The sequence below is a fragment of the Microbacterium stercoris genome (assembly GCF_017592545.1).
Taxonomy (GTDB): domain Bacteria; phylum Actinomycetota; class Actinomycetes; order Actinomycetales; family Microbacteriaceae; genus Microbacterium; species Microbacterium stercoris.
The window spans coordinates 598266-610810 of sequence record NZ_JAGFOA010000001.1; the positions used below are offsets into that span (position 1 = coordinate 598266).

Sequence of the window (12545 nt, forward strand, 5' to 3'; positions counted from 1 at the left end):
GGATCGGCGCCGGATCTTCGAACAAAGATCCAACTGTCGGTGGCCCCGCCTAGACTGGACGGGTGCCGATCGTCCCCGTCTCCAGCCCCGGAAAGATCAGTGTGCGCGGTGCCCGCGTGCACAATCTGAAGAACGTCGACCTCGAGATCCCACGTGACTCCATGGTGGTGTTCACCGGTCTCTCCGGGTCGGGAAAGTCGAGCCTCGCGTTCGACACGATCTTCGCCGAGGGCCAGCGCCGCTATGTCGAGTCGCTCAGTGCCTACGCCCGTCAGTTCCTCGGCCAGGTCGACCGCCCCGACGTCGACTTCATCGAGGGCCTGAGCCCCGCGGTCTCGATCGACCAGAAGTCGACCAACCGCAACCCGCGCTCGACCGTCGGCACGATCACCGAGATCTACGACTACATGCGCCTTCTCTGGGCGCGCATCGGCGTGCCGCACTGTCCCCAGTGCGGGGAGCGCATCCAGCGGCAGACGGTGCAGCAGATCGCGGATCAGCTCAACGATCTGCCCGAGGGCACTCGGTACCAGGTCGTCGCCCCCGTCGTCAGCCAGAAGAAGGGCGAGTTCGTCGACCTCTTCAAGGAGCTCGGCGCCAAGGGCTACTCGCGAGCCATCGTCGACGGCGATCTCATCCAGCTCGCCGAGCCGCCCGTGCTGAAGAAGAGCTACAAGCACGACATCTCGGTCGTCATCGACCGCCTCGTCTCGCGCGAGAACATGCTCGGACGCATCACCGACTCGGTCGAGACGGCGCTCGGACTGGCGGGCGGGGTCCTCCAGGTGAACTTCGTCGACGAAGAGGGCGACGACGCCTGGCAGTCGTTCTCGGAGAAGCTCTCGTGCCCGAACGGGCACGCGCTGCAGCTGACGGAGATCGAACCGCGCACCTTCTCGTTCAACGCCCCCTTCGGGGCCTGTCCGGCGTGCTCCGGTCTCGGGACGCGCATGTCGGTCGATGTCGAGCTCATGCTCGGCGACGAGGAGCTCTCGATCCGCGAGGGCGTCATCGTGCCCTGGACCACCCAGGGCAAGGGCCTGTTCCAGTACTACGAGCGCCTGCTGGTCGGGTTGGCGCACGACCTCAACTTCTCGCTCGACACCCCCTGGCGCGCGCTTCCTCAGGATGTCAAGGACGCGGTGCTGCACGGCGAGGGCTACAACGTCAACGTCCGCTACAAGAACCGCTGGGGCCGCGAGGTGCGGTACGCCAGCGGCTTCGAGGGCGTCGTCCCGTACATCGAGCGGCAGTGGTCGCAGGCCGAGAGCGATGCCCAGCGCCAGCGGTGGTCCGAGTATCTCCGTGAGGTCCCGTGCCCCGTCTGCGATGGCGATCGCCTCAAGCCCGAGGTTCTGGCCGTGAAGGTGCACGATCGCTCGATCGCGGATGTCTCGCACCTCAGCCTCGAAGACGCCCGCGGGTTCATGGATCTCCTGACGCTCACTGATCGCGAGGCGCACATCGCCGCGCAGGTGCTGCGCGAGATCCGCGTGCGCCTCGACTTCCTCATCCGGGTGGGACTGAACTACCTCACGCTCAGCCGGGCTGCGGGTTCGCTCTCGGGCGGCGAAGCCCAGCGCATCCGCCTCGCCACGCAGATCGGCACCGGCCTGACGGGCGTGCTGTATGTGCTCGACGAGCCGTCGATCGGCCTGCACCAGCGTGACAACCGTCGCCTGATCGAGACGCTCGTCACGCTGCGCGACCTCGGCAACACCCTCGTTGTCGTGGAGCATGACGAGGAGACCATCGAGGCCGCCGACTGGATCGTCGACATCGGTCCGGGCGCCGGTGAGGGCGGCGGTGCCGTTGTGCACTCCGGGCCCTACGCCGAGCTGCTCGCCGACACCGCGTCGATCACCGGCGACTACCTCGCCAAGCGCCGTGAGATCCCGACGCCGCAGAAGCGTCGCAAGATCGATCGCAAGCGCATGGTCTCGGTCGTGGGCGCGCGCGAGAACAACCTGCGCGATGTCACGGCCGACTTCCCGCTGGGTGTGCTCACCGCCGTCACCGGCGTGAGCGGATCCGGCAAGTCCACGCTGGTCAACGACATCCTGTACGAGGTGCTGGCCACGCGTCTCAACGGCGCGCGCCGCGTTGCCGGCAAGCACACGCGCGTGACGGGCCTCGAGCACCTCGACAAGGTCGTCCACGTCGACCAGGCGCCCATCGGGCGCACCCCTCGTTCGAACCCCGCCACCTACACCGGAGTGTTCGACCGCATCCGCAACCTCTTCGCCGAGACCCCCGAGGCGAAGGTGCGCGGATACCAGGCCGGCCGTTTCAGCTTCAACGTCAAGGGTGGACGCTGCGAGGCGTGCTCGGGCGACGGAACCCTGAAGATCGAGATGAACTTCCTGCCCGACGTCTACGTCGACTGCGAGGTCTGTCACGGCAAGCGGTACAACCGCGACACCCTGCAGGTGCACTACAAGGGCAAGAACATCGCCGAGGTGCTGGAGATGTCCATCGCCGAGGCCGCCGAGTTCTTCGAGCCGATCCAGGCGATCCATCGCTACATGAAGACGCTCGTCGATGTGGGGCTCGGCTATGTGCGACTCGGTCAGTCGGCGACGACGCTCTCGGGTGGCGAGGCGCAGCGCGTCAAGCTCGCAACCGAGCTCCAGCGTCGCAGCAACGGGCGCAGCATCTACGTGCTCGATGAGCCCACCACCGGTCTGCACTTCGAGGATGTCCGCCGCCTGCTCGAGGTGCTCAACAGCCTCGTCGAGAAGGGCAACACCGTGATCGTCATCGAGCACAACCTCGACGTCATCAAGTCGGCTGACTGGATCATCGACCTCGGCCCGGAGGGCGGCTCCGGAGGCGGGCAGATCATCGCCACCGGCACGCCCGAGCAGGTGGCGACCGTCGACGGCAGCCACACCGGCGAGTTCCTGTCCGAGGTGCTGGGCCTGCGGGCGAGGGAGTCCAAGGCCACGGCCCGCAAGGCGGGTTGATGGCACAGCAGCTCGCGTACAAGCCGAGAGCGGGGGAGATCCCGACCAATCCCGGCGTGTACCGCTTCCGCGACGCCAACGGGCGGGTGCTCTACGTCGGCAAGGCGAAGAACCTGCGCCAGCGGCTGTCGAACTACTTCGCGCCGCTGCACACCCTGCACGAGCGCACGCGCCGGATGGTCACGACCGCGTCGTCGGTCGAGTGGACCGTTGTGCCGACGGACGTCGATTCCCTGCAGCTCGAGTACCAGTGGATCAAGGAGTTCGATCCGCCCTTCAACGTCCGCTACAAGGACGACAAGTCGTACCCGTTTATGGCGATCACCCTGGCTGATGAGGCGCCGCGTGTGATCGTCACACGCAACCACCGCATTCCGGGCGCCAAGTACTTCGGGCCGTACCCGAAGGTCTGGGCGGTGCACGACACCATCGACCTGATGGTGAAGGTGTTCCCGATCCGCACCTGCAGTGACGCCTCCTACAAGCGCGCCATGCAGACCGGGCGCCCCTGCTTTCCCGGTCAGATCGGCAAGTGCGGCGGCCCCTGCTCGCACAAGGTGACGATCGAGGAGCACCGCGCGATCGTCGACGACTTCATCGCGTTTATGCAGGGCGGGGACGAGCGCTTCACTCGTGACCTGACTGCGCGCATGAAGGCGGCCGCCGCCGCGATGGACTACGAGCAGGCCGCGATCCTGCGCGACCGGCTGACCTCGATCGAGGCGGTGCTCAACAAGAGCGCGCTCGTGCTGCCGGCAAACGAGGATGCGGATCTGTTCGGCATCGCCGAGGACGAGCTCTCGGCCGCCGTGCAGCATTTCGTCATCCGCGGAGGGCGCGTGCGCGGCGTCAGCTCGACGACCATCGACAAGGAACTCGACATCTCCGGTGGGGATCTCGTCGACCAGATCCTCCAGCGTGAGTACGGCGACGCCGCCCCCGCCGACGTCCCGCGCCGCGTCCTCGTCCCGGTCCTTCCCCCGGATGCCGCCGATCTGGAGCTGTGGCTGCGCGAGCGCCGGGGCAAGGCGGTCGAGATCGCTGTCGCGCAGCGGGGCCAGCGCGCCGAGCTGCTGCGCAACGCCACGCTCAACGCGCAGCAGGCGCTGCTGCGGCACAAGATGCGCCGTACGAGCGACTACGTCGCGCGCACCCAGGCGCTCAGCGACCTGCAGGAGGCGCTCGGCATGACCGAGGCACCCCTGCGCATCGAGTGCTTCGACATCTCGCACCTCCAGGGCACCAACGTCGTGGGCTCCATGGTGGTCTTCGAAGACGGCCTGCCCCGCAAGGATCAGTACCGGTCCTTCTCGATCGCGCACACGACGGATGACACCGACTCGATCCACCAGGTGCTGACCCGGCGGCTCGCGCATCTCGATCGCATCGAGGACGCCCCGGATCCGGGTCCCGACGTGACCGACCCGGATGCCATCGTCGAGACCGAGACGAAGAGGCGGCGCCGCTTCGCCTATCCGCCGCAGCTGCTGATCGTCGACGGCGGCCGGCCGCAGGTCGAGGCCGCGGCGCGCGCGCTCGCGGATGCGGGACACGAGGAGATCGCGCTGTGCGGCATCGCCAAGCGCCTCGAGGAGATCTGGCTGCCGGGGGACGACTATCCGGTGATCCTTCCGCGCACGAGCGAGGCGCTGTACCTGGTACAGCGTCTGCGTGACGAGGCGCACCGCTTCGCCATCTCGCACCAGCGTCGCAAGCGCAAGCGCGACATCCGCAGTGTGCTCACCGAGATCCCCGGTCTGGGGGAGGCACGCATCAAGGCCCTCCTGCGCCACTTCGGGTCGGTCTCCGCGCTGCGCTCGGCCACCCAGGAGCAGATCGCCGAGCTGCCCGGCATCGGACCGAAACTCGCCGCCACCATCTTCGAGCACCTCCGAGATGACGCGCGGGAAGCCGCCGCCACCGCATAGGCTTGTAATCGATGATCGGCGAGGAGCAGGCAACGGAACCGGCGACCCGCATGGGCGAGGTGCTCATCGTGACGGGCATGTCCGGCGCGGGCCGGTCCACGGTGGCGAACGCGCTCGAGGACCTCGACTGGTACGTAGTCGACAATCTCCCGCCCCAGATGCTGCGGCCGCTGCTCGATCTCTCGGGACGCCTGGGCGATCATCTTCCCCGCGTCGCGGCGGTGGTCGACGTGCGGGGCCGTGATCTGTTCGCGGAGCTGCCCGCGGAGGCGCAGGCGATCCGTGACGGCAACAACCTGCGGGTGGTCTTCCTCGACGCCTCCGACGACGTGCTCGTGCAGCGCTTCGAGTCGGTGCGCCGACCGCATCCGCTGCAGGGCAACGGAACCCTCGTCGACGGCATCCGCCGCGAGCGGGAGATGCTCGCGCCCCTTCGCGAGAGCGCAGACCTGGTCATCGACACCTCGCGCTTCAACATCCACCAGCTGGCCACGCGGGTGGGCGAGCTGTTCGCCGACGCCGACACCCCGGCGCACATCGTCACGCTGCAGAGCTTCGGGTTCAAGTACGGCGTGCCCACCGATGCGGACATCGTCGCCGACATGCGGTTCCTCCCGAACCCGTTCTGGATCGACGAGCTGCGCGGGCACACGGGCGAGGACGCGGAGGTGTCTCGTTACGTGCTCAAGCAGGAGGGCGCGGCCGAGTTCCTCGAGGCCTACGCCGCCGCGCTCAAGCCCGTGCTCGCCGGCTATCAGCGCGAGAACAAGCGCCACTCGACCGTGGCGATCGGATGCACCGGCGGCAAGCACCGCTCGGTTGCGATGACGATCGCCCTCGCCGAGCGGCTGAAGGATGTTCCCGGCGTCGCCGTGCGCCTGCGTCACCGCGATCTCGGCCGCGAGTAGCCGGATCTGGCTCCACCGAGGCGGGTGCGCCCATCCGGTGAACAAGAGGCGCTCCTAGCGCCCCTGGCTGTGAAGTCGCCCCCGGTCTCCGAGCGCCGCACGGACCTCGCCAGGTAGGCTTTCTCTTCGCGCCGGGCATGGCGCGCGCAGTTTTCGAAGTAGGGAGCACGGTGTCTCTGACCGCCGATGTCAAGGCCGAACTGACCGCCATCCGGGACCCGCGACCGACGGTGCGCGTCGCCGAGCTGACCGCTCTTCTGCGGTTCGCGGGCGGCCTCCACTCCATCGCGGGACGTGTGGCGGTCGAGGCCGAGGTCGACACCCCCGACCTCGCGCGCCGCACCGCGCGCGACATCGCCGAGATCTACGGCGTGCGTCCCGAGCTCGCCCGCATCCAGGGCTCCGGCAGCCGCGAGGGCGAGTACTTCGCCGTGCGCGTCGTCGACGGCGGCGAGACGCTGGCGCGTCAGACGGGCCTCCTTGACATCCGCCGCCGCCCCGTGCGCGGTCTGCCGAACAAGCTCACCACCGGCTCGCGCGACGACCTCGCGGCGGTCTGGCGCGGCGCGTTCCTCGCCTCCGGCAGCCTCTCTGAGCCCGGTCGGTCGGCCTCCCTCGAGATCGCCTGCCCGACGGGCGAAGCGGGCATGGCGCTGGTCGGCGCCGCCCACCGCATCGGCGTCGCCGCGAAGGCCCGCGAGGTGCGCGGCGTCCCGCGCGTGGTCATCCGCGAGGCCGAGGCCATCCGCGGAATGCTGCTCGCCATCGGCGCCGTTCAGACCGCGGCCGAGTGGGACCAGCTCCGCCAGCGCCGCGAGGTGCGCGCGGGCGTGAACCGCCTCGTCAACTTCGACGACGCCAACCTGCGCCGTTCGGCGCAGGCCGCGGTCGCCGCGTGCGCACGTGTCGAGCGCGCCCTGGAGATCCTCGGCGAGGATGTGCCGGCTCACCTCAAGCAGGCCGGAGAGCTCCGTCTCGCGCACCGCGACGCGAGCCTCGACGAGCTCGGCCACCACGCCGAGCCGCCGCTCACCAAGGACGCCGTGGCGGGACGCATCCGCCGGCTCCTCGCGATGGCCGACAAGCGCGCCGAGCAGGATGGCGTGCCCGGCACCGAGTCCGCCGTGCCCGCGGGCTCCTGAACCACCGCACCTCTGCTTCGCGCGCCGCCCCGGCCGATCCGAACGGATCAGCCGGGGCGGTTCGCGTAAAGGGGCGTCCAGAGGCTTCCCAGGCTCACTAGGATGAAGAGGGTCCGGTCCCGTCGTGCGCGACGCGGACGTTCACCTCGGAGCGCCGCTTCCGGCGCGGATGGGAAACATCGCATGGCTGTCTACACCCTCCCCGATCTGCCCTACGACTACGCGGCGCTCGAGCCGCACATCAGCGGCAAGATCATGGAGCTGCACCACGACAAGCACCACGCCGCCTACGTGGCCGGCGCCAACACGGCGCTCGAGCAGCTCGGCGCCGCGCGTGAGAGCGGTGACTTCGCGAACATCAACAAGCTCGAGAAGGACCTCGCGTTCCACCTCGGCGGTCACACCAACCACACCATCTTCTGGAACAACCTCTCGCCGAACGGCGGGGGAGAGCCCGAGGGTGAGCTCGCCGCCGCGATCGCCGACCAGTTCGGATCGTTCGCCGCCTTCCAGGCGCACTTCGCCGCCGTCGCCAACGGCATCCAGGGATCCGGCTGGTCCGTCCTCGCCTGGGACGCCATCGGCCAGCGCCTCTCGATCTTCCAGCTCTTCGACCAGCAGGCCAACGTCCCGCTCGGTGTGACGCCCCTGCTGATGCTCGACATGTGGGAGCACGCGTTCTACCTCGACTACCTCAACGTGAAGGCCGAGTACGTCAAGGCGTTCTGGAACATCGCCAACTGGGCTGACGTCGCCGCCCGCTTCGACGCCGCCCGCACCAAGACCGCCGGCCTTCTCATCGCCGGCTGACAGACGGTCCGGATCCCGGCGGGGTGCGTGCCCGCCGGGATCCACCGTCATCCACAAACCGCGCGCGTCGCGCGCATGAGATACAGGAGTCCATCAGTGACTGTCAGGATCGGAATCAACGGCTTCGGCCGCATCGGCCGCAACTTCGTCCGCGCCGCGCTCTCGCAGGGCGCCGACATCGAGATCGTCGGTGTCAACGACCTCACCGACAACAAGGCGCTCGCGCAGCTGCTCAAGTTCGACTCGGTGGGCGGCCCGCTGGGCAAGGACGTCACCTTCGACGAGCAGTCGATCACGGTCGACGGCAAGGTCATCAAGGCCTTCGCCGAGCGCGACCCGAAGGCCCTGCCGTGGGGCGAGATCGGCGCCGACATCGTCATCGAGTCGACCGGTCGCTTCACCAAGCCGGAGGACGCCTCGGCTCACCTGTCCGGTGGTGCCAAGAAGGTCATCATCTCGGCTCCCGCCTCGGGCCCGGCTCCGACGTTCGTGATGGGCGTGAACGAGGAGAAGTACAACGCCGAGACCGACCACGTCATCTCGAACGCCTCGTGCACGACCAACGCCCTGGCCCCGCTGGCCAAGGTCTTCAGCGACGCTTTCGGCATCGAGCGCGGCTTCATGATGACGGCGCACGCCTACACGGCCGACCAGAACCTGCAGGACGGCCCGCACAGCGACCTGCGTCGCGCCCGCGCCGCCGCCGTCAACATCGTTCCGGCCTCGACCGGTGCCGCCAAGGCCATCGGCCTGGTGCTGCCCGAGCTGAACGGCAAGCTCTCCGGCTCGTCCTACCGCGTGCCGGTGCCCACGGGCTCGATCGTCGACCTGACGATCATCACCAAGGACGGCCTGACCGTCGACGAGATCAACGCCGCCTACCAGGCCGCCGCCTCCGAGGGGCGCCTCAACGGCATCCTGCAGTTCTCGACCGACCCGCTGGTCTCGAGCGACATCCAGCTCAACCAGCACTCGTCGATCTTCGACTCGGGCCTGACCAACGTCGACGGCAACCTCGTCAAGGTCTCGTCCTGGTACGACAACGAGTGGGGCTACTCGAACCGCCTCGTCGACCTCGCCGCGTACGTGGGCGGCCAGCTCTGAGCTGAGCCCGTCACCTGACGACGTCTCGAAGGCCCGTCGATCCCGCGTCATGCGGAGTCGGCGGGCCTTCAGCGTTCCCCCAGGGTTGGTAGAGTCGAACCGATGTCTCTTCGAACTCTCGACTCCCTCGGTTCGGTCGCCGGCAAGCGCGTCATCGTGCGCTGCGACCTCAACGTCCCCCTGAAGGACGGATCCATCACGGACGACGGCCGCGTGCGCGCCTCGCTCCCGACCCTCAACGCCCTGATCAACGCCGGCGCACGCGTCGTTGTGGTCTCGCACCTCGGTCGCCCCGAGGGTGCGCCCGACGCGAAGTACAGCCTCGAGCCCGTGGCGCAGCGCTTGTCCGAGCTGCTCGGCAAGCCCGTCTCCTTCGCTCGTGACACCGTCGGCGAGTCGGCTCAGGAGGCCGTGGCCGCGCTCGAGGACGGCGACATCGCGGTGCTCGAGAACCTGCGCTTCAACCCGGGCGAGACCGCGAAGGACGACGCGGCGCGCGGCGCATTCGCCGCTCAGCTGGCCGAGCTCGGCGATGTGCTCGTCTCCGACGGCTTCGGTGTTGTGCACCGCAAGCAGGCGAGCGTGTACGACCTCGCGAAGCTCGTTCCGAGCGCCGCCGGTCTGCTCATCGCGACCGAGCTCGACGTGCTCGACCGCCTCACCGAGACTCCGGAGCGCCCGTACACCGTCGTCCTCGGTGGATCGAAGGTCTCCGACAAGCTCGGCGTCATCGATCATCTGCTCCCGCGCGTCGACCGCATCCTCATCGGCGGCGGGATGCTCTTCACCTTCCTCGCGGCGCAGGGTCACAAGGTGGGCTCGAGCCTGCTCGAGGCCGACCAGATCGACACCGCCAAGGCGTACATCGCCACCGCCGCCGAGAAGGGCGTCGAGCTCGTGCTGCCGACCGACATCGTGGTGGCGTCGAAGTTCGGCGCCGACGCGGAGCACGTCGTGACGGCCGCCGACGCCATCGAGGACACGCCGTTCGGCGCCTCGGGCCTCGGTCTCGACATCGGCCCCGCGTCGGCCGCGACGTTCGCGGAGGCCATCCGCGCGTCGAAGACCGTCTTCTGGAACGGGCCCATGGGTGTGTTCGAGCTGGCCCCGTTCGCGGCCGGCACCAAGGCCGTGGCCGCTGCTCTCACCGACGTCGACGGCCTGAGCGTCGTCGGCGGCGGCGACTCGGCCGCGGCCGTCCGCATCCTCGGTTTCGAGGACTCCGCTTTCGGTCACATCTCGACCGGTGGCGGCGCAAGCCTCGAGTTCCTCGAGGGCAAGAAGCTCCCCGGACTGGAGGTCCTCGGATGGTGACCAACCGCACCCCCCTCATCGCGGGCAACTGGAAGATGAACCTCGACCACCTGCAGGCGGTGGCGTTCGTCCAGAAGCTCCATTGGACGCTGAAGGACGCCAAGCACGAGGACGGCTCGGTGGAGGTCGCGGTGTTCCCGCCGTTCACCGACCTCCGCAGCGTTCAGACGCTCATCGACGCCGACAAGATCCCGTTCGCTCTGGGTGCGCAGGATCTCTCGGTGCACGACTCGGGCGCGTACACCGGCGAGGTGTCGGGTGCCTTCCTGAAGCGTCTCGACGTCAGCCAGGTGATCATCGGCCACTCCGAGCGCCGCGAGTACCACAACGAGGGCGACGACATCGTCGCGGCGAAGGTGAAGGCCGCGCTGAAGAACGAGCTCGTGCCGGTCATCTGCGTGGGCGAGACCGCCGAGGACCTCGAGAAGCACGGCGCCAGCGCGGTGCCGGTCGGGCAGCTCGAGATCGCCCTCGAGGGCGTGGCATCCGATGCCGACATCGTTGTGGCCTATGAGCCTGTCTGGGCCATCGGCTCCGGCCAGGCCGCGACGCCGGAGCAGGCCCAGGAGGTCTGCGCGAAGCTGCGCGAGGTCATCAAGGCGAAGCTCGGCGACGACGCGGCCGCGCGCACGCGCGTGCTGTACGGCGGCTCGGTGAAGTCGGCGAACATCGCCAGCTTCATGCGTCAGCCCGACGTCGACGGAGCGCTCGTGGGCGGCGCGAGCCTGGTCGCCGAGGAGTTCGCGGCCATCATCCGCTACCAGAAGCACGTGGGCGTCTGACGCACCGCGGTATCTGCCCCGCCGCGTGAGCCTCGGCTCCGCGGCGGGGCACCCACTTATACTGGAGTCTCGTGCCGGCGTTCTTCGCCGCACTCACGAAAGGTTCTCCGTGCAGATCATCGAATTCATCTTGCAGGTGCTGCTGGGCATCACCAGCCTGCTCCTCACGCTGCTGATCCTGCTCCACAAGGGTCGTGGTGGCGGTCTGTCGGACATGTTCGGCGGCGGAATGTCGCAGGCGATGGGCTCTTCCGGCCTCGCCGAGCGCAACCTGAACATCATCACGATCGTGCTGGCGCTCGTGTGGTTCTTCTCGATCGTGGGCCTCGGCCTCGTCACGAAGTTCCAGGTGATCTGACGTGGCCGTCGGCGGAAACGCGATCCGGGGCACGCGTGTCGGATCCGGCCCCATGGGCGAGCAGGATCACGGTCACCACACCGAGCGCATCGCGGTGAGCTACTGGGACGGCCTCGGCAACGAGACGGTCCGCTACTACGCGGCCGGCCTGCCGGAGGAGGAGATCCCCGAGATCGTCGATCACCCGCACTCCGGTCTTCCCGCGGGTCGCGACAAGGACAACCCTCCGGCGGTCGCGAAGAACGAGCCCTACAAGACGCACCTCGCGTACGTGAAGGAGCGTCGCACCGACGGCGAGGCAGAGGAGCTGCTCGAAGAGGCACTCCAGAAGCTCCGCGAGAAGCGCGGCCAGTAGGTCGACCCGCGCGGCTTCGCCGCCGTCGCGTATCGACTCGCTTCATACATCGCTTCACACAAGAGAGCCCCTGCCGATCGGCAGGGGCTCTCTTGTGTTCGACGTGCGTGTCAGTAGTCCGGATCGATCAGATCGTCCGGAACGTCTGCGGCAGCGGCCTGATCCACGAACACGACGGTGTCGGCCGTTCCTTCGGCCCCCGCCGCCGGCACCGCGGTGGGCGCCGCACCCGCGAGCATCAGCCCGAGGGCGGAGGCCTTGTCGGCCCCCGCAACGACCATCCAGATGTCCGCCGAGGCGTTGATGACGGGGAGGGTGAACGTCACCCGCTCGGGCGGCGGCTTCGGGGACTGCCTCACGGGCAGCACCGACCCGTCCGTCACGAGCACCTCGTCGCGATCGGGGAACAGCGACGCGATGTGACCGTCCGGTCCGACGCCCAGGAAGCAGACGTCGAACGCCGGCCACGGGCGGCCCTCGACGCCGAAGCGAGCGAGCTCCGCCGCGTAGGCCGCTGCCGCCTCATCGAGCGACAGCTCGTCGTCCGACGCGGCGGGCTCGTGGATGTTCTCCGACGGGATGGCGATTCGATCCAGCAGCGCCGTCCGCGCCTGGCCGGCGTTGCGCTCGGCGTCCGCGCGGGGCACGAAGCGCTCATCGCTCCACCAGAAGTGCACCAGCGACCAGTCGATGTTCGCGGCCCAGCCGTGCTGCGCCACGGCGGCGAGCACGGCCGAACCCATCGAACCACCGGTGAGGGAGACGTGGACCGTCCTGCCCTCCTGCGTCAGCTGGGCGAGGCGTCCGACGAACCGATTCGCCACACCTTCGGCGAGCTGGACCTTGTCGGGCAGCACGACCACGCGACGATCGGTCAT

Annotated in this window: 11 protein-coding genes; 10 read left to right on the plus strand and 1 reads right to left on the minus strand. The window is 68.6% G+C overall.

The genetic code is table 11. From position 1 onward, the window contains the following. The first annotated feature begins 62 nt into the window (after positions 1 to 62). From uvrA to J5V96_RS02760, 10 genes are all read left to right on the plus strand, one after another. On the plus strand, positions 63 to 2966 hold the full coding sequence (gene uvrA, locus J5V96_RS02715) for an excinuclease ABC subunit UvrA (RefSeq protein ID WP_208500095.1): 2904 nt from the start codon (positions 63 to 65) through the stop codon (positions 2964 to 2966). Next, entirely contained in the window at positions 2966 to 4894 is a 1929-nt protein-coding gene (gene uvrC / locus J5V96_RS02720) for an excinuclease ABC subunit UvrC (protein WP_208500096.1), read from the plus strand. Before uvrA ends, uvrC begins: the two co-directional genes overlap by 1 nt. A gap of 11 nt (positions 4895 to 4905) precedes the next feature. After that, a complete protein-coding gene (gene rapZ, locus J5V96_RS02725) occupies positions 4906 to 5802 on the plus strand; it encodes an RNase adapter RapZ (RefSeq protein WP_236014368.1) in 897 nt (298 codons plus the stop codon). Positions 5803 to 5972: 170 nt separating this feature from the next. After that, positions 5973 to 6944 (plus strand): DNA-binding protein WhiA, encoded by a 972-nt coding sequence (gene whiA / locus J5V96_RS02730; RefSeq protein ID WP_208500097.1) that lies wholly within the window; start codon positions 5973 to 5975, stop codon positions 6942 to 6944. Between the two features lie 183 nt (positions 6945 to 7127). After that, entirely contained in the window at positions 7128 to 7754 is a 627-nt protein-coding gene (locus tag J5V96_RS02735; protein WP_208500098.1) for a superoxide dismutase, read from the plus strand. Positions 7755 to 7850: 96 nt separating this feature from the next. Then, a complete protein-coding gene (gap, locus tag J5V96_RS02740; protein WP_208500099.1) occupies positions 7851 to 8858 on the plus strand; it encodes a type I glyceraldehyde-3-phosphate dehydrogenase in 1008 nt (335 codons plus the stop codon). 102 nt (positions 8859 to 8960) lie between these two features. Then, the gene (locus tag J5V96_RS02745; RefSeq protein WP_208500100.1) at positions 8961 to 10172 is read left to right on the plus strand and encodes a phosphoglycerate kinase; all 1212 of its coding nucleotides are present in this window, start codon (positions 8961 to 8963) and stop codon (positions 10170 to 10172) included. After that, entirely contained in the window at positions 10166 to 10954 is a 789-nt protein-coding gene (gene tpiA, locus J5V96_RS02750) for a triose-phosphate isomerase (RefSeq protein ID WP_208500101.1), read from the plus strand. The genes J5V96_RS02745 and tpiA overlap by 7 nt, the downstream gene beginning before the upstream one ends. Positions 10955 to 11063: 109 nt before the next feature. After that, positions 11064 to 11312 carry a preprotein translocase subunit SecG gene (secG, locus tag J5V96_RS02755; protein WP_208500102.1) on the plus strand — a complete coding sequence of 83 codons (249 nt, stop codon included), beginning with the start codon at positions 11064 to 11066 and terminating at the stop codon, positions 11310 to 11312. 1 nt (position 11313) lies between these two features. Next, positions 11314 to 11667, plus strand: coding sequence for an RNA polymerase-binding protein RbpA (locus J5V96_RS02760; RefSeq protein ID WP_208500103.1), 354 nt, complete (start codon positions 11314 to 11316; stop codon positions 11665 to 11667). A gap of 110 nt (positions 11668 to 11777) precedes the next feature. Here the strand turns inward: J5V96_RS02760 and pgl are convergent, their stop codons facing one another. Next, entirely contained in the window at positions 11778 to 12545 is a 768-nt protein-coding gene (gene pgl / locus J5V96_RS02765) for a 6-phosphogluconolactonase (RefSeq protein WP_208500104.1), read from the minus strand.

Bases quoted from the DNA above. Each gene is read 5' to 3' on its own strand.
- J5V96_RS02745 (WP_208500100.1), top strand. From the start codon at position 8,961: ATGTCTCTTCGAACTCTCGACTCCCTCGGTTCGGTCGCCGGCAAGCGC.
- tpiA (WP_208500101.1), top strand. From the start codon at position 10,166: ATGGTGACCAACCGCACCCCCCTCATCGCGGGCAACTGGAAGATGAAC.
- uvrC (WP_208500096.1), top strand. From the start codon at position 2,966: ATGGCACAGCAGCTCGCGTACAAGCCGAGAGCGGGGGAGATCCCGACC.
- J5V96_RS02735 (WP_208500098.1), top strand. From the start codon at position 7,128: ATGGCTGTCTACACCCTCCCCGATCTGCCCTACGACTACGCGGCGCTC.
- pgl (WP_208500104.1), bottom strand. From the start codon at position 12,545: ATGACCGATCGTCGCGTGGTCGTGCTGCCCGACAAGGTCCAGCTCGCC.
- rapZ (WP_236014368.1), top strand. From the start codon at position 4,906: ATGATCGGCGAGGAGCAGGCAACGGAACCGGCGACCCGCATGGGCGAG.